The organism is Stenotrophomonas geniculata, from assembly GCF_034508895.1.
GTDB classification, from domain to species: domain Bacteria; phylum Pseudomonadota; class Gammaproteobacteria; order Xanthomonadales; family Xanthomonadaceae; genus Stenotrophomonas; species Stenotrophomonas geniculata.
Map to the genome: position 1 here is coordinate 599,759 of NZ_CP140571.1, position 22,605 is coordinate 622,363.

At 66.5% G+C, this 22,605-nt stretch carries 20 protein-coding genes; 13 read left to right on the forward strand and 7 right to left on the reverse strand.

The annotated features are described in order from the left end of the window. The first annotated feature begins 28 nt into the window (after positions 1-28). From RI032_RS02870 to map, 6 genes are all read left to right on the forward strand, one after another. Positions 29-1,429, forward strand: a complete 1,401-nt coding sequence (locus tag RI032_RS02870) for an aspartate aminotransferase family protein (protein WP_006425764.1) — start codon at positions 29-31, stop codon at positions 1,427-1,429. A 28-nt stretch (positions 1,430-1,457) separates the two neighbouring features. Beyond that, positions 1,458-2,522 carry a GNAT family N-acetyltransferase gene (locus tag RI032_RS02875; protein WP_322547822.1) on the forward strand — a complete coding sequence of 355 codons (1,065 nt, stop codon included), beginning with the start codon at positions 1,458-1,460 and terminating at the stop codon, positions 2,520-2,522. 3 nt (positions 2,523-2,525) lie between these two features. Next, positions 2,526-3,410 (forward strand): arginase family protein, encoded by an 885-nt coding sequence (locus tag RI032_RS02880; RefSeq protein WP_010483195.1) that lies wholly within the window; start codon positions 2,526-2,528, stop codon positions 3,408-3,410. A gap of 172 nt (positions 3,411-3,582) precedes the next feature. Next, positions 3,583-3,942: a bleomycin resistance protein gene (locus tag RI032_RS02885; RefSeq protein ID WP_010483197.1), complete on the forward strand. Its 360-nt coding sequence runs from the start codon at positions 3,583-3,585 to the stop codon at positions 3,940-3,942. 68 nt (positions 3,943-4,010) lie between these two features. Continuing rightward, positions 4,011-4,223 (forward strand): ParD-like family protein, encoded by a 213-nt coding sequence (locus tag RI032_RS02890; protein ID WP_005412680.1) that lies wholly within the window; start codon positions 4,011-4,013, stop codon positions 4,221-4,223. A 10-nt stretch (positions 4,224-4,233) separates the two neighbouring features. Beyond that, on the forward strand, positions 4,234-5,016 hold the full coding sequence (gene map / locus RI032_RS02895; protein ID WP_029550766.1) for a type I methionyl aminopeptidase: 783 nt from the start codon (positions 4,234-4,236) through the stop codon (positions 5,014-5,016). Here map and RI032_RS02900 read toward each other — a convergent pair. Together RI032_RS02900 and RI032_RS02905 are read right to left on the reverse strand one after the other, a co-directional pair. Then, positions 5,013-5,681: a hypothetical protein gene (locus RI032_RS02900; protein ID WP_010483204.1), complete on the reverse strand. Its 669-nt coding sequence runs from the start codon at positions 5,679-5,681 to the stop codon at positions 5,013-5,015. The genes map and RI032_RS02900 overlap by 4 nt on opposite strands. Before the next feature lie 175 nt (positions 5,682-5,856). Next, positions 5,857-6,477 carry a LysE/ArgO family amino acid transporter gene (locus RI032_RS02905; protein ID WP_019337575.1) on the reverse strand — a complete coding sequence of 207 codons (621 nt, stop codon included), beginning with the start codon at positions 6,475-6,477 and terminating at the stop codon, positions 5,857-5,859. Positions 6,478-6,581: 104 nt separating this feature from the next. Between RI032_RS02905 and RI032_RS02910 the strand changes: the two genes are divergently transcribed. The 5 genes from RI032_RS02910 (at position 6,582) to RI032_RS02930 (ending at position 12,268) form a co-directional block, all read left to right on the forward strand. After that, a complete protein-coding gene (locus RI032_RS02910) occupies positions 6,582-7,475 on the forward strand; it encodes a LysR family transcriptional regulator ArgP (RefSeq protein ID WP_010483208.1) in 894 nt (297 codons plus the stop codon). 78 nt (positions 7,476-7,553) lie between these two features. Next, positions 7,554-8,966 (forward strand): TolC family protein, encoded by a 1,413-nt coding sequence (locus RI032_RS02915; protein WP_313310759.1) that lies wholly within the window; start codon positions 7,554-7,556, stop codon positions 8,964-8,966. Next, positions 8,959-9,972: an HlyD family secretion protein gene (locus RI032_RS02920; RefSeq protein ID WP_100448077.1), complete on the forward strand. Its 1,014-nt coding sequence runs from the start codon at positions 8,959-8,961 to the stop codon at positions 9,970-9,972. Before RI032_RS02915 ends, RI032_RS02920 begins: the two co-directional genes overlap by 8 nt. Then, positions 9,957-11,144: an ABC transporter permease gene (locus RI032_RS02925; protein ID WP_322547823.1), complete on the forward strand. Its 1,188-nt coding sequence runs from the start codon at positions 9,957-9,959 to the stop codon at positions 11,142-11,144. Before RI032_RS02920 ends, RI032_RS02925 begins: the two co-directional genes overlap by 16 nt. Continuing rightward, positions 11,141-12,268 (forward strand): ABC transporter permease, encoded by a 1,128-nt coding sequence (locus tag RI032_RS02930; RefSeq protein ID WP_322547824.1) that lies wholly within the window; start codon positions 11,141-11,143, stop codon positions 12,266-12,268. Before RI032_RS02925 ends, RI032_RS02930 begins: the two co-directional genes overlap by 4 nt. Positions 12,269-12,312: 44 nt before the next feature. On the opposite strand, the gene RI032_RS02935 is transcribed toward RI032_RS02930, so the two are convergent. The 3 genes from RI032_RS02935 to RI032_RS02945 form a co-directional block, all read right to left on the reverse strand. Beyond that, positions 12,313-13,683, reverse strand: coding sequence for a hypothetical protein (locus RI032_RS02935; RefSeq protein WP_322547825.1), 1,371 nt, complete (start codon positions 13,681-13,683; stop codon positions 12,313-12,315). Positions 13,684-13,828: 145 nt separating this feature from the next. After that, positions 13,829-14,197 carry a glycine zipper 2TM domain-containing protein gene (locus RI032_RS02940; protein ID WP_005415760.1) on the reverse strand — a complete coding sequence of 123 codons (369 nt, stop codon included), beginning with the start codon at positions 14,195-14,197 and terminating at the stop codon, positions 13,829-13,831. Positions 14,198-14,363: 166 nt separating this feature from the next. Then, positions 14,364-16,586: a methyl-accepting chemotaxis protein gene (locus RI032_RS02945; RefSeq protein ID WP_322547826.1), complete on the reverse strand. Its 2,223-nt coding sequence runs from the start codon at positions 16,584-16,586 to the stop codon at positions 14,364-14,366. Positions 16,587-16,868: 282 nt separating this feature from the next. Here RI032_RS02945 and RI032_RS02950 point away from each other — a divergent pair, with 282 nt between their 5' ends. Further along, positions 16,869-17,261, forward strand: coding sequence for a barstar family protein (locus RI032_RS02950; protein ID WP_049451902.1), 393 nt, complete (start codon positions 16,869-16,871; stop codon positions 17,259-17,261). 30 nt (positions 17,262-17,291) lie between these two features. Here the strand turns inward: RI032_RS02950 and RI032_RS02955 are convergent, their stop codons facing one another. Further along, on the reverse strand, positions 17,292-18,284 hold the full coding sequence (locus RI032_RS02955; protein ID WP_010483226.1) for a glycosyltransferase: 993 nt from the start codon (positions 18,282-18,284) through the stop codon (positions 17,292-17,294). Then, complete coding sequence (locus RI032_RS02960; protein WP_322547827.1) at positions 18,284-19,561, reverse strand: O-antigen ligase family protein; 1,278 nt, start codon at positions 19,559-19,561, stop codon at positions 18,284-18,286. The genes RI032_RS02955 and RI032_RS02960 overlap by 1 nt, the downstream gene beginning before the upstream one ends. A gap of 237 nt (positions 19,562-19,798) precedes the next feature. Between RI032_RS02960 and mutS the strand changes: the two genes are divergently transcribed. Continuing rightward, positions 19,799-22,468 carry a DNA mismatch repair protein MutS gene (mutS, locus tag RI032_RS02965; protein ID WP_425603827.1) on the forward strand — a complete coding sequence of 890 codons (2,670 nt, stop codon included), beginning with the start codon at positions 19,799-19,801 and terminating at the stop codon, positions 22,466-22,468. Positions 22,469-22,605 lie beyond the last annotated feature (137 nt).

A 22,605-nucleotide genomic window follows, 5' to 3' on the forward strand; every position in this document is an offset into this window, starting at 1 on the left:
TCGAACGTCCTTCACGGAACCGAACTGCATGAACATTTTTGACAAGAACGCCGACGCCGCTGCCTCCGACGCGCAGCTGCTGGCCGACGAAGCCCGCTACAGCTCCTTCGGCGACACCGTCCACTACGTCGACCCGCCGAAGATCTTCCAGCGCGGCGAAGGCAGCTACATGTTCGACGGTGCGGGCGTGCCCTACCTCGACCTGCAGATGTGGTACTCGGCCTGCAACTTCGGCTACAGCAACAAGCGCCTGAACGACGCGCTGAAGGACCAGATCGACACCCTGCCGCAGGTCGCCAGCCAGTACCTGCACCCGACCCGCGTGCAGCTGGCCAAGACCATTGCCGTGGACATGCACGAGAAGTTCGGCCTCGACGGCCGCGTGCACTTCAACGTCGGCGGCGCGCAGGCCATTGAAGACTCGCTGAAGATCGTGCGCAACGCGCGCGGCGGCAAGAGCCTGATGTTCGCCTTCGAAGGCGGCTACCACGGCCGCACCCTGGGTGCGTCTTCGATCACCTCCAGCTACCGCTACCGCCGCCGCTACGGCCACTTCGGCGAGCGTGCGATGTTCATCCCGTTCCCGTACCCCTTCCGTCGCCCGAAGGGCATGACCCCGGACGAGTATTCCGACCACTGCGTGTGGCAGTTCGAGCGCCTGTTCGAAAGCGAGTACAACGGCGTGTGGGATCCCAAGGTCGGCCAGGCCGAGTACGCCGCGTTCTACGTTGAGCCGATCCAGGGCACCGGCGGCTACGTCATTCCGCCGCGCAACTTCTTCACCGGCCTCAAGCGCGTGCTGGACAAGTACGGCATCCTGATGGTCGTCGATGAAATCCAGATGGGCTTCTGGCGCACCGGCAAGCTGTGGTCGATCGAGCACTTCGGTGTCACCCCGGACGTGCTGGTGTTCGGCAAGGCGCTGACCAACGGCCTGAACCCGCTGTCGGGCCTGTGGGCTCGCGAAGAGCTGATCAACCCGACCGTGTTCCCGCCGGGCTCCACCCATTCCACCTTCAACTCCAACCCGCTGGGCACCCGCCTGGGCCTGGAAGTGCTGAAGCTGGGCAAGGAAATGGACTACGAGCGCACCGTGCCGGAGAAGGGCGCGTACTTCCTCGACGGCCTGCGTGGCCTGCAGAAGCGCCATCCGGAAATCGGCGACGTCGACGGCCTGGGCCTGGCCCTGCGCGCGGAAATCTGCCAGACCGACGGCTACACCCCGAACAAGGAACTGCTGGACCGCATGGTCGACATCGGCCTGGCCGGTGACCTGCTGCACGACGGCAAGCGCATGGGCCTCGTGCTCGACGTGGGTGGCTGGTACAAGAACGTGATCACCTTTGCGCCGTCTCTGGACATCAGCTACGAAGAAATCGACCTGGCGATCACCCTGCTCGACCAGGCGCTGACCAAGGCCAAGGGCTGAGGTCGATGCGCTGCCGGTTCCCGTGCCGATGGAGATGACGTCACGCGCATCCAGCACCGCGCTGGAACCGGCCGCGCTGCTGGAGGGCTTCCTGGCCCACCCGCCGCTCGGATTCGAGGCAGGCCGCCTTCCCAGCGGCCTGCCGTCCTTCCGTGCACCGCTGGACCTGACCACGACGATGGACGACGAACTGCGCGGCAGGCTGCTCGGCCTCCCGCTGTCGCGCCTGTGGCGGCCGTGGATCACCTGGCAGACCCGCTTCGTTGGCGCCACCAGCACCGAGTACACCCCGCTGCCGGCACACGTCGCGCCGGAGGCGCTGGCCGAGGACGTGACGCGTCACGCGATCGGCGATACCCGGCTGCTGGTGGTCAAGGACCTGGCGATCGATTCACCACTGCTGGACGATGCGGCCAACGCGCACAGTGCTGCCTTCCTGCAGGCATTGCTGGCGCGCGGCTTCGTTGAACTTGAAGGCATGCCGCTGGCCTGGGTGGCGATCGATTTCGATTCGCTCGACGGCTATCTCGGCCGCCTGTCGTCCTCGCGCCGCAAGAACATCCGGCGCAAGCTGCGCTCGCGTGATGACCTGCAGATCGACTGTATCGCCACCGGTGATCCGGCCCTGGCCGACCCACGGCTGCAGGCCGAACTGCATGCGCTGTACCTGGGTGTGTATGCGCAGAGCGCGGTGCACTTCGACCAGCTCGGCCTGCCCTACTTCCAGCATCTGCTGGCCGACAGCCAGGGCCAGGGACGGATGTTCCTGTACCGCCACCAGGGCCAGCTGATCGGCTGGAACCTGTGCTACGTGCATGCCGGCAAGCTGGTGGACAAGTACATCGGCCTGGCTTACCCGCAGTCGCGCGAGCACAACCTGTACGCGGTCAGCTGGATGCACAACCTCGAGTACGCCCTGCAGCACGGCCTGAGCCACTACGTGGCCGGCTGGACCGACTCGCGGATCAAGGCCGAGCTGGGTGCGCGCTTCACCTCCACCCGGCACGCGATCCATGCCCGTTCCCCGCTGCTGCGTACCGCCCTGCGCCGGCTGGCCCCGTACCTGCAGGGCGAACCTGATGGAGGCGGCTGAGCGATGCTGGTGCGTTCCCCGCTGATCCTGGACCTGGACGGTGGCGTGCTGCCACTGCCCCAGGCGCAGACCCTGTCCCTGCCGCAGTGGCACGACACGCTGCGATTCGCCTGCAGCAACGGCACCCTGGATCGCTTCAGCACCGAGGTGCTTGCGCCGCTGCCGGCCCTGCTCGGCACAGTGATGCTCGGCAGTGGTGACTTCCATCACCTCAGCCTGCCGCTGCTGCGCCGCATGCGCGCGCAGGCGCCGTTCCAGCTGGTGGTGCTGGACAACCATCCGGACAACATGCGATTCCCGTTCGGCATGCATTGCGGGTCGTGGGTCAACGCCGCCAGCAAGCTGCCGCAGATCTCGCACATCCACGTGCTCGGCATCACCTCCAGCGACATCGGCCTCGGCCATGCCTGGGAGAACCACTGGCGTCCGCTGATGGGCGGTCGCCTGACCTACTGGTGCATGGACGTGGATGTCGGCTGGGGCCATCGCCTCGGCATGGGCCACGCCTTCCGCCGTTTCGAGCATCCCGAGGCCCTGGTCGCCACGTTCGCCGCCGAGCAGGCCAAGTCGCCGCAGCCGACCTATCTGTCGATCGACAAGGACGTGTTCGCCGGAGACGTGGCCCGCAGCAACTGGGACCAGGGCCGCTTCCAGCTGGAACACGCGCTGGTGGTGATCGAAGCACTGCGCGCCGGCGGCCTGGTCGGCAGTGACATCACCGGCGAAGTGTCGTTGGCCAACTACCAGAGCCGCTTCAAGCGCTGGCTGTCGTCGCTGGATGGCCAGCCGGACGTCAGCGCCGATGATCTTCCTGCCTGGCAGGCCCGGCACCAGCAGGTGAACCGCGAACTGCTGGCGGCAATGGCCGCCGTGCCGACGGCCTGCTGACCACTGTCCGGCAATGCCAACCAAGGTTGGCAACTACCAGAGCCGGGTAGAGCCGAGCCCACGCTCGGCTGGCGCCTTCTGTAGAGTCAAGCCATGCTCGACTGCGGGCACCGCGAACAGCAGCCGAGCATGGCTCGGCTCTACACTGGGTTCCCACCTCGGAGCCCTCGCCATGCCCCAGACCGTCATCCCGCAACTGCGCATGCGCCATGCCGACACCACCCTGCCGTTCTACGTGCAGGGGCTGGGTTTCGTGGTCGACTGGGAACATCGCTTCGAACCCGGCTTCCCGCTGTTCGCCCAGCTCACCCGCGACGGCCAGACGATCTTCCTCACCGAACACAGCGGCGACTGCGAGGTCGGCGGCGCGGTGTACTTCATCGTCGACGATGTTGACAGCCTGCACCGCGCCTTCAGCGCGGCCAACGTGCCGATCGAGCAGCCCCCGCATGACACCGAATGGGGCAGCCGCGAAATGCTGCTGCGCGACCCGGACGACAACCGGTTGCGCTTCGCCACACGCGTGGACTGAACGACGCCGGGTTGAGATGAATATACGAAACATATACGCTTCGTATATTGAACCCTCCAGGACCGCCCATGGGCATCGTCAACATCGATGACACCCTGCACGACCAGCTGCGCCGTGCCTGCACCGTCTCCAGCCGTTCGATCAACGCCCAGGCCAACTTCTGGATCCGGGTCGGCATGCTGTGCGAGCTGAACCCTACGCTGAGTTTCCAGGACATCGTCGCCAGCGAGCTGCGCGCGGCCGGCGTGCAGCCACCGTTGCTGCCCCCGGGCCAGGTCTGAGCCGATGGGCATCATCAAGCGCCCCGACGAGATCGCGCTGATGGCCGAATCGGGTCGCCTGCTGGCGCAGGTGTTCGCCGCACTCGACCAGCTGCCGCTGCAGGGCCGCAGCACGATGGAGATCAACGATTTCGTCGAACGCATGATCGTCGATGAGCTGCAGGCGCGGCCGGCCAGCAAGGGCCAGTACGGCTTCCCGTACGTGCTCAATACCTCGATCGACAACGTCATCTGCCACGGCGTGCCCAGCACCACCGACGTGCTGCACAACGGTCAGATCGTCAACCTCGACATCACCCTGGAGAAGAACGGCTACATCGCCGACTCCAGCACCACCTACCTGGTCGGTGAGGTCGACTACGCCGCGCGCCGGCTGGTGCAGACCACCTACCAGGCGATGTGGAAAGGCATCGCCGCGGTGCGCCCCGGCGCACGCCTGGGCGACATCGGCCACGCCATCGCCCGCCACGCGCGCAGCCACGGCTACAGCGTAGTGAAGGAATACTGCGGCCATGGCATCGGCCAGGAAATGCACGAGGAACCGCAGATCCTGCACTACGGCCATCCCCACACCGGCATGGTGCTGGAAGAAGGCATGGTGTTCACCATCGAGCCGATGCTCAATCAGGGCAAGCCGGCCATCCGCCAGCAGCCGGACGCATGGCCGGTCTACACGCGCGACGGCAAGCTGTCGGCGCAGTTCGAACACACCGTGGCAGTCACCCGCAGCGGCGTGCGCGTACTGACCCTGCGCCCCGGCGAGACGCCGTTATGCGCGGTGGATGGCGCCTAGAGTGGCCGTTGCTGCATTCCGGCGTCCTCGTGCACGGTGCGCTTGCGCGCCGTCAGCGGCTCGCGCACCCGATGTGCCACATAGCCGACGCTGGCTGCGAGAATGAAGGTGTAACCAAGGAGCTCGGTGGTCTCCTCGATGGTGTTCTTGAACACACGGATGTACTGATCACCCAACAGTCCGGTCCACAACGACGTCATGCCGATCAGGCGCGAATAGAACAGCAGCAGGACCAGACCAATCGTCATCACGGTACCCGGCCGGGATACGAGAAAACGCACCAGCGCCTGCATGGCCCGGCGCCAGTCGCGGCTGGCCCAGGCCAGTGAGCCGATGATCAGCACACCCACCGGATACTTCCAGAAACCGTGTGCGATCAGGTCCAGCGCCTCATCCATCTCACGCAGGAGCATGCAGGCGAACAGCGCTGCCGCCAGCACGGCAAAGGCCCGATCATCGGCACGCCGCAACGCAAGCCGGACGAAGGCAGCCACGCTGGCGACCAGGAAGCCTTCCTGGGTCAGTTCGACCAGCGACCACTCGCCGACGGCATTGCCCAGCCAATGGATGTCGAGCCAGGCCAACGCAGGCGGAAGCGCCATCATCAGGCCGAACAGGGAGGTGCGCCCCAGGTGGGACAGGAGCAGCTGTAGATTGTCTTTCATGCAACACCGATGCCGCACCGTGGCGGTCGTACAACGAGAACACAGGCGACCGGGGGGCTGCCGAACAACGGCATGCGCGGCGGGGTCGCGACCAGGCGCGCATTATCCGCGCTGTATCCGGCCACGTGAACCGTATCGGTGGAACACATACGCAACACCGGCGTGCGTCACGCACTCATGGCGATAAAGGACGCAACAGCAGCAGCGTGGCCAGGCAGAACATGAAAACCGCCACGCCGGCGTCCAGCATCCGCCAGGCGCCCGGTCTGCGGAACACCGGCTGCAACAGGCGCGCGCCATAACCAAGAGAACAGAACCAGGCCACGCTGGCGACGCACGCACCGGCGGCAAAGGCCCAGCGCAGATCGCCCGGGTAGCGCGTGGACAGACTGCCCAGCAGTACCACCGTATCCAGATAGACGTGCGGGTTGAGCAGGGTGAAGGCCAGGCAGGTCAGCAGCACCTGGCGCCCACTGCCGCCCTGCGCCTCGGCGGCGGCCAGCGCACTGCCCCCGCGCCACGCGCGCAATCCCGCCTGCAGGCCATACCAGAGCAGGAAGGCCGCACCACCGAAACGCAGCACCTGCAGCAGCAGCGGCCACTGCAGCACCAGCGCCCCCATGCCGCCGACACCGGCCAGTATCAGCGCGATGTCCGCACCGGCGCAGGCCAGCACCACCCTCCCCACATGACGCTGCTGCAGACCCTGGCGCAGCACGAAGGCGTTCTGCGCGCCGATGGCGATGATCAGGCCGGCACCTGCGAACAGGCCGGCGGCGGTAGCGGCGATCCACATCAGGACAGGCCAGGCAGCGGGGGGACGCGCAGGGTGCGGCCAACGGACACGTTAAGACAAACTGATTATTCTTTATCCTGTGCAGAAATACTGAAGAGGTGCTGGTGGACCTGGTACATCCGCAACTGTCCGCATTTGCCGCAGTGCTGGAAGAAGGCAGCTTCGAGGCTGCGGCGCGCCGGCTGTCGATCAGTCCATCGGCACTGTCGCAGCGGATCAAGGCCCTGGAGGACCGGCTTGGCCAGGTGCTGGTGGTGCGCCAGGCACCGTGCCGGCCCACCGCCGCCGGTGAGGCACTGCTGCGCCGGGTACGGCCGATGCAGGCGCTGGAGGCCGAGGCAGTGGCCGAACTGCTGCCCGAACGCGGCAGCGACGCCGCACGTACGCCGATCCCCTTGGCGGTCAACGACGACTCGCTCGATACCTGGTTCGTGCCGGCCATCGCCGACCTGCACCAACGCCATGGCTACCTGTTCGACCTGCGCATGGACGACCAGGACCACACCCTGCAGCTGCTGCGCGACGGCAGTGTGCTGGGTGCAGTGACCGCCGAAGGCCAGCCGGTGAAGGGCTGCAACGTACACCCGCTCGGCGCGATGCGCTACCACGCGATCGCCTCGCCCGGCTTCGCCCGCCAGTACTTCAGTGACGGCATGCAGGCCGCGGCCCTGGCGCACGCCCCCATGTTGGTGTTCAACCGCAAGGATGAACTGCAATGGCGCTTCGTGCGACGCCTGACCCGCGCGCGGCTGCAGCCACCGCTACACTACCTGCCCTCCTCCACCGGTTTCGTCGAAGCCGCCGCGTGCGGACTCGGCTGGGGCATGGCCCCGGAAACGCTGGTCGCACCCGCCGTGCGCGCCGGCCGCGTGGTGGTACTGGAACCCCGCCGCTGGCTCGATGTGCCGCTGTACTGGCAGCATGCCGCCGTGCGTTCAAGCACGCTGCAGCACATCACCCAGGCGCTGCGCACTGCGGCCAGCGGCACCCTTCGTTGAGGACAATCCGATGACCGCAGACCCGGGCTTCACGCCGCGCGCACTACCGTTTGCGCACTTCTTTACCACTGGGACGGCATGGGCGTGATCGGCCGACGTACAAGGATGCACCGCGCGAAGGCCGCGCTGGCGCTGGCGCTGGCGCTGGCGACCTGCCTGCCATTCGCTGCGTCCGCGCAGAACAACACCGACGCACCTGCCTTGGACTGGGAACAGGCGCGGCAACGCCTGGAGCAGGTCTCCGATGCACTGGCGGCCGCTGATGCAGCGGTACGCAACAAGCAGGACCTGCAGGACGCCACCCGCCTGCTGCGCCTGCCGGAGATCACCGGCGAAGTGCGCCGCCTGCAGTTCCAGAAGACCCTCACCCTGCCACTGGGCTCGCTGGCGCCTGTCGCTGAGGCCTATGGCATCGATTCGCCGCTGTCATTCACCGAACGCGACTGGCGTACCCGGCCCGTGGTCACTGCGGTGCTGCCGTTGTACACCGGCGGCGTGATTCCGGCCGCGCAACGTGCCGCCAGCGCCGCCCACGAACAGGCCAGCGCCGAGCGCGAAGCACAGCGCCAGTCGCTGACCGTGCAGCTGGCCCAGGCCTATTTCGGCCAGCGTCTGGCCGAGCAGGCGGTGGACGTGCGCCGCGATGTGCGTGATGGCCTCAACCGCCACCTGTCGGATGCGGAAAAGCTGGAACGCGAGGGCTTCGCCACCCGCGCGCAGCGCCTGCAGGCCACCGTGGCCCGCGACAAGGCCGAACGCGAGTACCAGAAGACGGTGAACGATCTGGCCACGCTGAAGGCCGCGCTGTCCACGCTCCTGCGCAGTGGCGGCGAGGTACAGCCGGTGTCGCCGTTGTTCGTGCAGCGCGTACCGCTGGAGCCGGTGGCCAGCTTCGAGCGCACCGCGCAGGCGCGCCAGCCGCAGATCGCACGCCTGCGGGCGATGGTGGCGCAGGCCGAACAGGGCGTGCGCGTGCAGCAGGCCAAGCTGAAGCCACAGATCTTCGCCTTCGGCCAGTACGACTTCCGTCGCCGCGACGAAATGCTGACCGACCCGGACTGGGCGTTCGGCATCGGCCTGAAGTACACCTTCCTGTCGCCGAACTCGCGGCCGGCGCAGATCAGCGCCGCACGTGCGCAGCAGGAGCAGGCCGAAGCCGGCCTGCGCGAGGCCGAAAACCAGGTCGCACTGGGCGTGCGCAAGGCCTGGAACGAACTGGAAACCGCGCGGCAGCAGTTCGTACTGCTCGACAGCAGCATCGCCCAGGCACAGGAAAACCTGCGCCTGCAGGAGCTGGCGTTCCGCGAAGGCCAGGCGACTTCGCTTGATGTAATCGACGCGCGGCTCGGCCTGGGCGGTGCCCGTGTCGAGCGTGCGCAGGCCGCCTACCAATACGATATTGCGCTGGCACAGTTGCTGGAGGTCAGTGGACAGATGGACCGTTTCGAAGAGTTCCGGCGGCGTGCGGACGAGGTGATCGACCATGAGTGATGTGCTGCACGACGAAGCGAAAACGCCCCCCGGCAAGCGCCGCTTGGGCCCGATCCTGATAGTGGTGCTGCTGATCGTGGTGGTGCTCGGCCTGTGGCTGGCCTGGCGCAGCCCGGCCGACCAGATCCAGGGCATGGCCGATGCGGACACCATCAACGTGGCCGCCAAGATCACCGCGCGCGTGGCCGAACTGAAGGTGCGCGAGGGCGACCGTGTACAGCCCGGCCAGGTGCTGTTCCTGCTCGACAGCCCCGAAGTGGCCGCCAAGGAACAGCAGGCGCATGGCGCATTGGCCGCCGCGCAGGCGGTGGCCGACAAGGCCGACGAAGGCGCGCGCAGCGAGGACATCCGCGCCGCCGAAGCCAACTGGAAGCGCGCCGAAGCCGGTGCGACGCTGGCTGAAGCCACTTACCAGCGCGTGCAGAACCTGTTCAACGAAGGGGTGATGACCCGGCAGAAGCGCGATGAAGCGCATGCCCAGGCCACCAGTTCGCGTGAACTGGCCCGTGCCGCCCGTGCGCAGTACGACATGGCGCTGGCCGGCGCACGCGAGCAGGACAAGCGCGCCGCGCAGGGCCAGGTGCAGCAGGCACAGGGCGCGGTGGCCGAAGTCAACGCTGCGCGTGTCGAAGTCGAAGGGCGCGCGCCGGTGGCCGGCGAGATCAACAAGCGCATGGCCGACCCCGGCGAACTGGTGCCGGCCGGCTACCCGGTGTTCACCCTGGTCGACATCGACCGCATGTGGGTGGCGATGAACCTGCGCGAATCGCAGATGCAGGGCCTGAAGGTCGGCAGCAAGCTGCAGGGCAGCGTGCCGGCACTCGGCCAGGACGGTGAGTTCGAGGTCTACTTCATCAACCCGGCCGGCGACTATGCAACCTGGCGCACCACCCGCCAGTCGTCCGGCTACGATGTCCGCAGCTTCGAGGTGCGGGTGCGCCCGGTACGCCGCATCGAGGGCTTCCGCCCCGGCATGAGCGTGCTGTTCGCATGGCCCCAGCACTGAGCCCCGACCGCAACGGCTTCGCCGCTTCGTGGCGGCGCGAGCTGCAGTCGCTGCGCGGCAACCGTGCCGACCTGCTGCTGGTGACCCTGCTGCCCCTGCTGATGCTGGCAGTGATGGCGTGGATGTTCACGCCGTCGGTGATGCGCGATATCCCCATTGCTGTGGTCGACCTCGACCACAGCAGTGACAGCCGCCTGCTGCTGCGCATGCTCGATGCCAGCCCGGGCGTGCGCATCGCCAGCCAGCCCGTGGACATGGAAGACGCCCGTTTGCAGCTGCGCCGCCTGGATGTGTTCGCCATCGTACTGGTGCCGCGCGATGTCACCCGGCAGGCGCTGCGCGGGCGCCAGGGCACGGTGTTCGCCTATTACAACGCCACCTACATGACCACCGGCCAGTCGGCGTCGCGCGACATCGGCGACGCGGTTTCCGCGTGGAACGCACGCCTGCTGCGCGAGCGCATCGGCCTGCAGGTCGGCCCGGGCAAGCTGCGCGCGGCGCCGATCGCGGTGCAGTCGGACATCCTCTACAACCCGGCACGCAGCTACGAACTGTTCCTGCTGCCACTGATCTTCCCGGCGGTGCTGTCACTGGTACTGGCACTTGCCGTGGCCGGCAGCCTTGGCCGCGAGATCCGCGACGGCACCCTGCCCGCCTGGCTGGGTCGCACGCCGTGGTCGGCGATTGCCGGCAAGGTCGCGCCGTACACTCTGCTGTTCTCGTTGTATGGCGCGCTCGGCATTGGGTACCTGGCCTGGCTGCGCGGCGATGGTGTGGCCGGCAGCGTGCTCGTGCTGCTGCTCGCACAGCCACTGTTCTACCTGGCCACGGCCGCCTACGCGTTGTTCTTCGTCGGCGTCACCCGCGACATGGGTACCGCGCTGTCCGCGGTCGGCCTCAGCATCGGCACCGCACTGGCATTCTCCAGCGCCACCTTCCCGGTGCTGGATGGCCCCCTGTTCACCCGTATCTGGCACCAGTTGCTGCCACTCAGCGCCTACATCAAGCTGCAGACCCAGCAGCAGTTCATCGGTTCGCCGCTGCAGGTTTCGATATGGCCGCTGACCACGCTGTTGTTGATGTTAGTGGTGGCTGGCGGCATCGGCGGCCTGCGCCTGATCGCCTTCGCGCGTACCCCAGAAGCCGCACAGCCGGCGGGGGGCGACGCATGAGCGCACTGTGGCGCAGCCTGCGGCAGACCCTGATGGCGGTCCTGTGCGACCGCTACGCGATCGTGGTGATGGTCGGCGCGGTGATCTTGTATTCGTTCTTCTACCCGGCCGCGTACCGCCACCAGGTGGCCGGCAACCTGCCGGTGCTGGTGGTGGACGAAGACCACAGCGCGACCAGCCGCGCGCTGCTGCGAAAGCTCGATGCACTCCGCGTTGCACGCGTGGTCGGGCAACCGGCCGACATCGACAGTGCACGCCAGCAGCTGGAAGCCGGCCACGCCGAGGGCATCGTACTGATCCCGGCCAACCTGGAGCGCGACATCCTGCGCGGCCATCCGGCCAAGCTGGTGCTGCTCGGCAACGGCGCCTACCTGGGCCGTGCCAGCTGGGTGCTGGGCAGCGTGGCCGATGCACTGGGCGCGTTCGGGCGTGAGGCGGTAGTCGGCCAGGCGGCCTTCATGGGCGCACCGCAGGCACCGCCGGTCACCCTGGTGCAGCGCCCGCTGTACAACACGCAGGAAGGCTATGGCAGCGCCATCGTGCCCGGCGTGGCCGAGCTGATCGTTCACCAGACCCTGTTGATGGGCATCGGCGTGCTGCTCGGTGGCCGCCGACTCGCGCTGGGCCGGCGCCTGCGCTTCGACCTGCCAACGCTGGCGGGCATGGCATTGGGCTTCAGCCTGATCGGCCTGTTCGGTCTGTTCTGGTACGCCGGCTTCACCGCGTGGGTGCAGGACTATCCGCGCGGCGGCAATCCACTGGGCCAGTTGTTGGGCGGCACGCTGTTCATCGCCGCCACGGTGGCGTTCGGCCTGTTCGTCGGCAGCTTCTTCCGCACCCGCGAACGCGCCTTCCAGTACATCATCGCCACCTCGATCCCACTGTTTTTCCTGGCCAACCTGTCGTGGCCGGCGGTGATGACGCCGCAACCGCTGGTCTGGCTGGCGCAGCTGCTGCCGACCACCTCGGGCATCAACCTGATGGTGCGCCTGAACCAGATGGACGCCCGCCCGGCTGAAGTCGGCCACGAACTGATCACTCTCACCGTCCTGCTGCTGCTCTACGGCAGCCTCGCCGCCTGGCGCCTCCTCGAAAAAAAGGGGACGAAGGGGATTGAGTGGTAAACGGCAAGGTCGGGGGATGCGGCTCAATCCCCTCCGCCCCCTTTTCAGGGGTCGGGCGCGTACCAGAACGGGATGCGGTACTCGCGGCGTCGCTCCGGGCCGCGCTCGCCCCCTTCGGCATTCCAGACCAGGCTCAGGTCATGGCGACCCGGTGCCAGCGTCGCCATGGGCAGATAGCCCACCAGGCCACGCATGTCGAGATCGCGGCGCTCCATCGGTATGAAGGCGTGCAGGTCAACCGGCGTGCCATCCAGCTGCACCCGCCACAACCGGGACAGGCACTCCACCGCTGCGCTGGCAGCCTTTGCGCCAGTCGCTTCATTGCGTGCGGCGGGCAAGGCGGTGCAGTGCTGGCGCGCCAGCGGGTTGTCGCGCTGGGGGCGGTGTGGAATGAACACACGCAGGCGTGAACCACTGATAGTGTCCGACGGGATCATCGGGTACGGCAGCAGCTGATCGTGCGCCGAACGCATCGATTCGTAATGCGCGCTCAACATGCCGTGTTCGACGGCCTCGTCGGTCATCACCTGGTAGCGGTTGAACAGCGAGAACTTCACCGAACCCAGCACCTGCACCCCGCCCAGCACCATGGCCACCATCACCGCCAGCAGATAGACCGCCGTGAACGAACGCGAGCGCAGGTTGCTCTGCAGGGTCAACTGCATGGTCTGCATCAGGCGCAGCAGGGGAATCCGTTGCAGGCCCGCCAGGAAGCGCTGCAGCCACCGCTGCAGGCCGTCATAGGGCTGGTCGCGCCGCTGCCGGCGCGCAATGACACGCTCCAGCAGTGCAGGAACCAGTGCGAGTACAAGCAGGCTGACCAGCACGGTACCGACCACGATCATGGCCACACGATCGGAACCGCCGGCAAGCGCACTGATCGCCATCGCCACGCACAACGTCAGCACGGCCATCACCAGGGTGCCGGCCAGCGTCTGTACCGCCAGCAGCGTGGTGGAGAAGAGCATGGTGGCCAAACGATCAGCGCGTTCGATGCTGCCGTCCAGGCCACTGTCGCGCGCCTTGAGGAAAGCGCGCGATACCGGGCCCATCTGCGGCAGCCGTTCCCAGTCGATGCCCTTGGGAAAGTGCGATTTCAGCCCGATCAGGCCTATCCAGTACCCGCGCACGGTCAGGTGCGCGATCAGCGCTACCGCCAGCACGTAACACATGCCCACGCTGATGCTGAAACCAAACCACAGCACCTGGAAGTACATGCCTTCCGTGTGCAGGCTGCTGCGCGCCCACGCATCGAACAGGTAGCCAGGCACCGCCAACAGTGCGAACGCCAGCAGGCCGGAAATGAACAGTTCCAACTCATCGGTACGCTCACGCAGCCGACCGAAGCGCGTGCTCGCCTCGGGTCCGGGCTCGGCAACCGGCACGTGCGACTCTGCGACGGGCAATTCGTTCACAGGGCATTCATCCTTGGAGATCGGCGCAGTATAGGCGCGACACAGCGGCCGGCGATACGGGGCCCCACAACGAGGAACGCCGGCACGGGGCCGGCGTTCGAGGAACTGCGTTGCGGAAGGGGGATTACGCTGTTGGCATCATCGGTCAGCGGTAAACGCGTTCGCAGCGGCGTTCGACCACGCGGTCGCCGTTCTTCTGCTGGCTGTTGCCCTGGATCTGGCGGCCGGCAGCGCCGCCCGCTACGGCACCGGCCACGGTGGCCAGCTTCTTGCCGTTGCCACCGCCCACCTGGTTGCCCAGCAGGCCACCAATCACAGCGCCAGTGGCGGTACCGGCGATGCGGTTGGGATCGCGCGAATTACGCTGCACTTCCACGTTCTTGCAGACCACGCGGCTGCCGTCATTGAACTTGCGTCCCTCATCGCGCGGCCCATAGGTCTGCGCGCCGGCCACCGACGAAGCCGCCAGCAGGGTGCCCAGCACAAGCAATCGGGTCGAGGTCTTCATGGCCATCTCCTGAGTTCCGGTATGGCACCAGTGTCCTCCCGCGGTTGGCAACCGGGAGTGAAATGCGCGTGTCCGCCACTTCATCGGCCATCGCACGTTCAGGAAGAAAATCCGCGCCCATCGCGACCAGCCGTCGCGATGGGCGCCGTCTCCCTGCCGACATTGCCCTCTGCTAGAACTCTTCCCAACCACCCGCATTGGCGGCCAGCGTCGGCTCAAGCCGCGGCGACAGCACCGCAGGCCGGCGTACCGGCGCAACCGATGCCGCCACGGCTGCCAGCGCCGGGCGTACTGCGGCGGCGGCGGTCACCGCCCCCGTGCGGAACACCGACACGGCTTCGGCCAGCAGGTTCGCCTGCTCCTCCATCGAGCGCGCTGCGGCACTGGCTTCTTCGACCAGCGCGGCATTCTGCTGGGTGGTCTCATCCATCTGCACCACCGCCTGGTTGACCTGTTCGATGCCCGAGCTCTGCTCCTGGGAGGCAGCAGAGATATCGGCCATGATGTTGGTCACGCGCTGCACCGAGGCCACGATCTCGCCCATCGTGGTGCCGGCCTGGCGGACCAGCGCCGAGCCGTCTGCGACCTTGCCGACCGAATCCTCGATCAGGCCCTTGATCTCCTTGGCCGCGCCCGCCGAGCGCTGCGCCAGCGTACGCACTTCGCTGGCCACCACTGCAAAGCCTCTGCCCTGCTCGCCAGCACGCGCAGCTTCGACCGCCGCGTTCAACGCGAGGATATTGGTCTGGAAGGCGATGCCATCGATGACCGAGATGATCTCGGCGATCTTCTTCGACGCGGCTTCGATGGCCGACATCGTGGTGACCACCTGCCCGACCACTTCACCGCCCTGCGAGGCAACACCATGCGCGCCGATGGCCAGCTGGTTGGCCTGGCGTGCATGCTCGGCGTTCTGCTTCACGGTAGAGGTCAGTTCCTCCATCGACGCTGCCGTTTCTTCCAGGTTCGCCGCCTGCTGTTCGGTACGCCGCGACAGGTCGGTGTTGCCCGAGGCGATCTCGCCCGCTGCCAGGTTGATGCTGGAAGCACTGGCCTGGATACGGCCCACGATCTGCTTGAGCTGATCGACGGTGGCGTTGCAGTCATCACGCATGCGCGCGAACACGCCGTGGAAATCCCCCTGCATGCGCACGGTCAGGTCGCCGCGCGAGATGGCCTGCAGCAGGGTCGAGACCTGCACCAGGTTCTCGTCGGTGGTCTGCATCAGGCGATTGAGCCCTGCCACCATGTCGCGGAAATCGTAGGCGAAGCGATCTTCATCACCGCGCAGGCTGAAGTCGCCTGCCGCGGCCGCTGTCGCCAGCCGGCGGATCTCGCTGTTGATCGCCGACAGGCTGGACTTGGTTTCGTCCATCGCCTGGGTGATCGCCGCCTTCTCGCCGGGCAGCGGGTCCATGTCCACCGACAGATCGCCGCGTGCGTAGTGCTTCATCACCTCGATCAGCCGGTTCTGTACCTGCACGTGCGATCCAACCAGCGCATTGGTCTCATGCACCATGCGCCCGTAGTCGCCGGGGAATGCGCTCTCGTCCATGCGGTAGCTGAGGCTGCCGGCATCGTGCTGGCGTGCCAGCTCGCCCTGCGCCGCCATCACCGACTGCAGCTGTGCCTGCATGCGCTGCATCGACTTCAGCAGCTGGGTCACCTCGTCGTTGCCGGTGGCGTCGATGCTGCTGTCCAGGCGGCCACTGGCGATGCCGTCGGCCAGCTTCACCGCGCCTTCCAGCGGACGGGTCAGGCTGCGGGTGATCGCCCAGGCCGCCAACGTGCCCAGCAGCAGGCTCAGTGCCCCGAACGCGATCGACAGCGTGCCGGTCCACGATTCGGTTGCGCGGTACTCTTCGCGGCTGCGTTCGGTCAGTGTTTCCTGGTGGCGCAGCAGGGCCGAGATGGATTCATTCCAGGCCGTTGCCAGACCGTGCTCGGCCAGCAGCTCCTTCGCTGCCCCATCAAAATCCCCCACCTTCATGCGCTCATGCAGTTGCTGGGTTGATGCATCGGTGGCCTTTCGTGCCGCCTCGATGCGCGCGACCAGGGTATCGCCGGTGGCGTCACGCGGAATCTTGATGTACTTGGCCCAGATACCGTCATAGGTCCGCGACAACTCCTGGGCACGCTGGTAATCCCTGTCGAACTCATCACCCCGCTTGATCACCATCAGGCGGCGATGCATCAGCACCGCGTTGTTGGTATCAAGCATGTCATTCAACAAACGCATCTTGACCATGTTGACGTCCACCACTTTCTCGAACTGGGCGGATTTCAGCTGATTCCCATACAGCACCAGGCCAACGATGGCCATGATGAACAGCAGCAGCAGACCGAAGCCGGCGCCAAGCCGGGATCCCACACGGAGATTACGTAAGGCAAGCATCTCAATTCCCTTGATCGTGGCCGTACGTTCGATGGCGGCGCAGCGAAGGGAAACTTTACGGGACTTTATATATGGACCGATCCAAATATATGGAACTGTGCAGGCAGTCAGAAAACAAGGCGGCGGATAATGGCGCCATATCATTATCGAATACCGCTGACACGCCAGCGCCCGATGAAAATCACGCAGGCTTAACGCCATAATCATGCCAGCTCCATCCGAAGCGGCCCTGGATTATCTGCGCCGGACACAACCGCCGCCCGGGAGGGCTACAGTCTGCAGATGACACGGATCCTGCACATCGAAGGCGCGTCCATCAACGACATCGCCAGCCTCTACGTGGAAATCAATCGCGTGTTCATGGCCGACGAAGACTGGCAACTGGGCGCAAGCCTGGATGCGCTTGATGACCTGCTTCACGGCGGCTACGGCGCTCTCGCAGGCCATGCCATCGCCACGGTGGTGTGGCGTGACATCGCCCACAGCCGCGATGCACTGGGCCGCGAGACCACGCGCGCCTGGCTGCAATCGAAACTCGCTCAGGGCGGCAGGTTCAACGGTGCGGCCATCCACGCTCAGTTGACGGCACTGGCGCTTGGCCAGGGACAGACCTACTTCGAGATCGTCATGGAGATCTTCGGCAGCCATCCGCAGATCACCCTGGTGCCTGGCTGAGCGGGCTGCAGCGACCAGCCCCACATCAGCTCAGAGCTTGGCCAGGGCATCGCCCAGACGGCGCGGGAACGCCACCTCGCTGGCCAGGTGCCATGCGCGTGCATTGGCGCCCAGCCGGGTCCACTCGGCCTCATCCATCGCCAGCGCGCGCTCGACGGCCTGTTCCAGCGCCTTCTCATCCACATGCCAGGTCCTGGACAGATGGCAGGGCTCGCCCTCGTGCGCGGCAACCAAGATGCCGCGGCTGTCGTCGATCATCTGATTCATCGGCGCGCCGTCACAGGTGATCACCACCGCCCCGCAGCTCATCGCTTCCACCAGATAGTGGCCCCAGCCTTCGGTCTGCGACAGGCACAGGTGGAACGCATGTTCGTTCTGCAGGCGCTGCACCTCTTGGTCGGGCAGCCGCTCGCGGACGATTCTCAGGTTCGCGGCACCGCCCTCATCTTCGTCCGAAGGGCCGCCGCGCAGGATGGTCAGCAAGGGCCATTCGGGGTGCCGTTTCCAGACATTGACGAGTGCAGCCGTTCCCTTCATACGGCTGGTACCGGCCGCATGCAGGAAGCTGCGCGGCCTGCGCGGCACTGCCGGGTCGTAGCGGTCACGGCTGCAGAAACCGACTTCCAGCGCGCGCATGCCCAGCGCGTTGAAGATGCGCGTGGCTTCTTCGGTCTTGGTCAGCAACGCATCGAACCGCGGCAGGATCCGCAGGCTGCGTGCGGACACCCATTCCGGATTCGGGATCAACAGATTGACGTTGGCCAGTCCGAAGCTCGCCGGCCGGACATGTTCCAGCGAGATGTTGACGTCGAACCGGGCGGGCGTGCGCCCCAGGCTCAGCCACGAGGCCAGCAGCCTGCGCAGGCGCATTCCGCGGAGTTTCCAGGCGCCACCATTGCGCACCGCGTCCAGGCGGCTGACCGTCACCGTGTGCCCGAGCTGCTGCAACGAGCGCTCGATCACCTGGATGTCATGGGACAGGCCACGCTGGTTGTCGGCGGCCAGCAGATGGATATGCGCCATCAGGAGGGACTCCCTGGCCGGATCAGGTCACGCGCCGGCAAGGCGGTCGCCAGCATGAAACCCAGCACCAGGTAGAAATAGAACGAATGCGGCATCGCCCGGTAGAACACGTTGTCCGTGAACGCCGAAAGCGCATAGACGATGACCACGGCAAGTCCGGCGGTGGCGATCATCGCGGTGATGTCGTCGGCGTGGCCGAGACGTCGCACGAAATGGATGCCGGGCAGGATGAAGACCAGCAGCATGATCAGCAGCAACGGCACGCCACCGGTCACCGCCGCTTCCAGGTACTCGTTGTGTGGGTGGTTGTAGCGGAAGATCGACTCGGACACCTCGCCGCGGGCGATGCCCTCACGTGCATAGGTACCGAACTGGTTCAGGCCCACCCCCGCCACGGGATGCTCGGCGAAGGCGTCGACGGCCACGCCCCACATGGCGATGCGCTCGCGGACCGAGCCGACCTCGTTTTCCTGGTTGAACCCGGAGATCTCGCCACTGACCTCACCGAAGCGCTGGATCACCTCATGGTTCAGCACCGAGGTGGCGCCGACCACGCCAATGACCAGGGCACCGACGAAGGCCAGTGCCCCCCGCCAGCGCCGGGTGCGCCGGACGTGCACCGCAATCACCATCAGCATGGCGGGAATGAACGCCAGGATCGGCCCGCGGCTCTGCGCCAGGATCGAACCATAGACGCCGACGGCGATGGCCACGCCGTGCAGCCAGCGTTCGGCCGGATGGACATTGGGCTGGATCAACCGGATGACCGAGAACAGCGCCATGCACAGCGTCACCATGGTGAACTCGATGGCGGTCCATTCGCCGCCACTGAAACCGTGCGCGCGTTCAAGGCCCATCACGTGGTGCTGCACGATGCACGACCCGCCGAAGACCAGGGTGGACAGGGCGAAGATCTTCCAGATCAGGCGCCAGTCCAGCGCAGTGGCGAACACCGCAGCGGTGCCCAGGTAGAGCAGTGTCTGTGCCGGAAGGTCCAGTTCGTTCCAGCGCAGCCCGTGCCAGAGGATGCTGTAGAAGGCATAGGCCAGGCGCAGGAAGCAGACGATCACGATGAACCGGGCGATGCGGTAGCGCAGGCGGACATCGGGCTGGCGGCGGATCAGAACCACGCCGGTGACCAGCAGGGCCAGCAGCAGCACCGCCTTCAGCAAGGTGTAGGGTGCGGAGCCGGCAAGCGGAACGATGGCGACCAGGATGCTCAGCAGGACGGTACGCCAGGTGTAACGAGGTTCGGCGGCCATGCAGGCTGCAGTCATGCTTGTTCTTTCCATCAACGCCCGCCCGGGATGAGTCGCCCCGGTTTCCATGGAGGCCGCTTGGCGGAAATCGCCGGGGCTGACACTACCGTGGGGCCCCGTGGAAATCAACCAAACCGCAGGTGTACGGGGGCCTGCGTTGGCGTACGGACAGTCGCGGGCAACCGCCCTTGTCTCTGGGCTTCCGGTCGGGATCATCGACCGCCCCAGGTCGCTACACTAACGATCTCTCCGGCCATGCCTGCGCGTGGCCACGCCCCCGACGCCCTGCCAAGACGCGAAACGCCCCAAGTGACTGATACAAAAGACAACACCAGCAACGCCAAGGCGTCCAAGGACCACACCCCGCTGATGAAGCAGTTCTTCGCGGCCAAGTCCGATTACCCGGACCTGCTGCTGTTCTTCCGCATGGGTGACTTCTACGAACTGTTCTATGACGACGCCCGCAAGGCGGCGCGCCTGCTCGACATCACCCTGACCCAGCGCGGCAGCTCCGGGGGCGCACCGATCCCGATGGCCGGCGTGCCGGTACATGCCTATGAAGGCTACCTGGCGCGGTTGGTGGCACTGGGCGAGTCGGTGGCGATCTGCGAACAGATCGGCGACCCGGCGCTGGCCAAGGGCCTGGTCGAGCGCAAGGTAGTGCGCATCGTCACCCCCGGCACGGTCACCGACGAGGCGCTGCTGGATGAACGCCGCGACACCCTGCTGATGGCCCTGTCGCGCAGCAAGCAGGGCTACGGCCTGGCGTGGGCCGACCTGGCTGGCGGCCGCTTCCTGGTCAACGAAGTGGAAACCGACGACGCCCTGGAAGCCGAGCTGGCACGGCTGGAGCCGGCCGAGCTGCTGGTGCCCGACGAAGAAAACTGGCCGGAGTTCCTGCGCCAGCGCACCGGCGTGCGTCGCCGCGCGCCGTGGCTGTTCGATGCCGACAGTGGCCGCCGCCAGCTGCTGAACTTCTTCAAACTGCATGACCTGAGCGGCTTCGGCATCGATGACAAGCCGCGCGCGACCGCTGCCGCCGGCGCCCTGCTCGGCTATGTCGAGGAAACCCAGAAGCAGCGCCTGCCGCACCTGACCTCCATCGCGATGGAGACTGCCGGCGAGGCGATCGCGATGAACGCCGCCACCCGCCGCCATCTGGAACTGGATACGCGTGTTGATGGCGACACCCGCAATACGCTGCTGGGCGTGCTCGACAGCACGGTGACGCCGATGGGCGGCCGCCTGCTGCGGCGCTGGCTGCATCGTCCGCTGCGCCTGCGCGAGGTGCTGGTACAGCGCCACCATGCGGTGGAAACCCTGATCGATCGCGGCAGCGACGCTGACATCCGCGAGCAGTTCCGCCGCCTTGGCGACCTGGAACGCATCCTCACCCGCGTGGCGCTGCGCTCGGCGCGCCCGCGCGATTTCTCCACCCTGCGCGACGGCCTGGGCCTGCTGCCGGCGGTGCGCGACGTGTTGGCCCCGCTGGACTCACCACGCCTGCAGGCCCTGCATGCGGCGCTGGGCGAGCACGACGAGTGCGCGCAGCTGCTGGCCAGCGCCATCGCCGAGATGCCGCCGCTGAAGTTGAGCGACGGCGGCGTGCTGGCCGATGGCTTCGATGAAGAGCTGGACGAACTGCGCCGCCTGTCCACCCACGCCGACCAGTTCCTGGTCGACCTGGAACAGCGCGAGCGCGAAAGCAGCGGCATTGCCACCCTGAAGGTGGGCTACAACCGTGTGCATGGCTACTACATCGAAATCAGCAAGGGCCAGTCCGACCGCGCGCCGGTGCACTACACCCGCCGCCAGACGCTGACCAATGCCGAGCGCTACATCACCGAAGAACTGAAGGCGTTCGAGGACAAGGTGCTGTCCGCGCGCGACCGTTCGCTGTCGCGCGAGAAGTACCTGTACGAGCAGCTGCTGGATACCCTCGGCGGGCAGCTGGAGCCGCTGAAGCAGTGCGCCGCCGCACTCAGCGAGCTGGACGTGCTGGCCGCCTTCGCCGAACGCGCGCAGGCGCTGGACTGGGCCCGGCCGGAACTGCAGGCCGAGCCGTGCCTGAAGATCGAACGCGGCCGCCACCCGGTGGTCGAGGCGGTACGCGAGCAGCCGTTCGAACCGAACGACCTGGACCTGCATCCGGACCGCCGGATGCTGGTCATCACCGGCCCGAACATGGGCGGTAAATCGACCTACATGCGGCAGAACGCGCTGATCGTGCTGCTGGCCCACATCGGCAGCTTCGTGCCGGCCAGCCGCGCATTGATCGGCCCGATCGACCGCATCCTGACCCGCATCGGCGCCGGCGATGACCTGGCCCGCGGGCAGTCCACCTTCATGGTCGAAATGGCCGAGACCAGCTACATCCTGCACCACGCCACCGCGCATTCGCTGGTGCTGATGGATGAGATCGGCCGCGGCACGTCCACCTACGATGGCCTGGCGCTGGCCGACGCGGTGGCCCGCCACCTGGCCTACCAGAACCGCTGCTACACGCTGTTCGCCACCCACTACTTCGAGCTGACCGCGCTGGCCGATGAGCAGCACGAAGGCGGCCGCAGCGGTATTGCCAATGTGCACCTGGACGCGGTCGAGCATGGTGAGGCGCTGGTGTTCATGCACGCGGTGAAGGACGGCCCGGCCAACCGCAGCTTCGGCCTGCAGGTGGCGGCCCTGGCAGGCCTGCCGCGCGCCACCGTAGCGCAGGCGCGCCGTCGCCTGGCCGAGCTGGAACAGCGCGGTGGTGAAAGCCATGCCGCCGAGCTGGCACCACAGGCATTGGATGCACCGCAGCAGTTCGGCCTGTTCGCGGCGCCATCGAACAAGGCACAGGAAGCACTGGCCGCCATCGATCCGGACGAACTGACGCCGAAGCAGGCGCTGGAAGCGTTGTATCGCTTGAAAGCGCTGCTGTAGCCGCAGCGCAAGCGCTTGGCCTCCTGCCTCGCAGGAGGCCCATCGAAAGATTTCGCAGATCTGATTCTGAGTTTCAATTGACAGAATCTATCAACCTGAACGAATCATTCGATTATTCATTTCATCTGGCGCTAGCT

Excerpts from the sequence above, each read along its gene's own strand:
- RI032_RS02915 (WP_313310759.1), top strand. The coding sequence starts at position 7,554 with ATGGGCGTGATCGGCCGACGTACAAGGATGCACCGCGCGAAGGCCGCG.
- RI032_RS02900 (WP_010483204.1), bottom strand. The coding sequence starts at position 5,681 with ATGAAAGACAATCTACAGCTGCTCCTGTCCCACCTGGGGCGCACCTCC.
- RI032_RS02875 (WP_322547822.1), top strand. The coding sequence starts at position 1,458 with ATGGAGATGACGTCACGCGCATCCAGCACCGCGCTGGAACCGGCCGCG.
- RI032_RS02870 (WP_006425764.1), top strand. The coding sequence starts at position 29 with ATGAACATTTTTGACAAGAACGCCGACGCCGCTGCCTCCGACGCGCAG.
- RI032_RS02920 (WP_100448077.1), top strand. The coding sequence starts at position 8,959 with ATGAGTGATGTGCTGCACGACGAAGCGAAAACGCCCCCCGGCAAGCGC.
- RI032_RS02890 (WP_005412680.1), top strand. The coding sequence starts at position 4,011 with ATGGGCATCGTCAACATCGATGACACCCTGCACGACCAGCTGCGCCGT.
- RI032_RS02885 (WP_010483197.1), top strand. The coding sequence starts at position 3,583 with ATGCCCCAGACCGTCATCCCGCAACTGCGCATGCGCCATGCCGACACC.
- RI032_RS02880 (WP_010483195.1), top strand. The coding sequence starts at position 2,526 with ATGCTGGTGCGTTCCCCGCTGATCCTGGACCTGGACGGTGGCGTGCTG.
- RI032_RS02905 (WP_019337575.1), bottom strand. The coding sequence starts at position 6,477 with ATGTGGATCGCCGCTACCGCCGCCGGCCTGTTCGCAGGTGCCGGCCTG.
- RI032_RS02930 (WP_322547824.1), top strand. The coding sequence starts at position 11,141 with ATGAGCGCACTGTGGCGCAGCCTGCGGCAGACCCTGATGGCGGTCCTG.
- RI032_RS02960 (WP_322547827.1), bottom strand. The coding sequence starts at position 19,561 with ATGACTGCAGCCTGCATGGCCGCCGAACCTCGTTACACCTGGCGTACC.
- RI032_RS02940 (WP_005415760.1), bottom strand. The coding sequence starts at position 14,197 with ATGGCCATGAAGACCTCGACCCGATTGCTTGTGCTGGGCACCCTGCTG.
- RI032_RS02950 (WP_049451902.1), top strand. The coding sequence starts at position 16,869 with ATGACACGGATCCTGCACATCGAAGGCGCGTCCATCAACGACATCGCC.
- RI032_RS02925 (WP_322547823.1), top strand. The coding sequence starts at position 9,957 with ATGGCCCCAGCACTGAGCCCCGACCGCAACGGCTTCGCCGCTTCGTGG.
- mutS (WP_425603827.1), top strand. The coding sequence starts at position 19,799 with ATGCCTGCGCGTGGCCACGCCCCCGACGCCCTGCCAAGACGCGAAACG.
- RI032_RS02955 (WP_010483226.1), bottom strand. The coding sequence starts at position 18,284 with ATGGCGCATATCCATCTGCTGGCCGCCGACAACCAGCGTGGCCTGTCC.
- RI032_RS02945 (WP_322547826.1), bottom strand. The coding sequence starts at position 16,586 with ATGCTTGCCTTACGTAATCTCCGTGTGGGATCCCGGCTTGGCGCCGGC.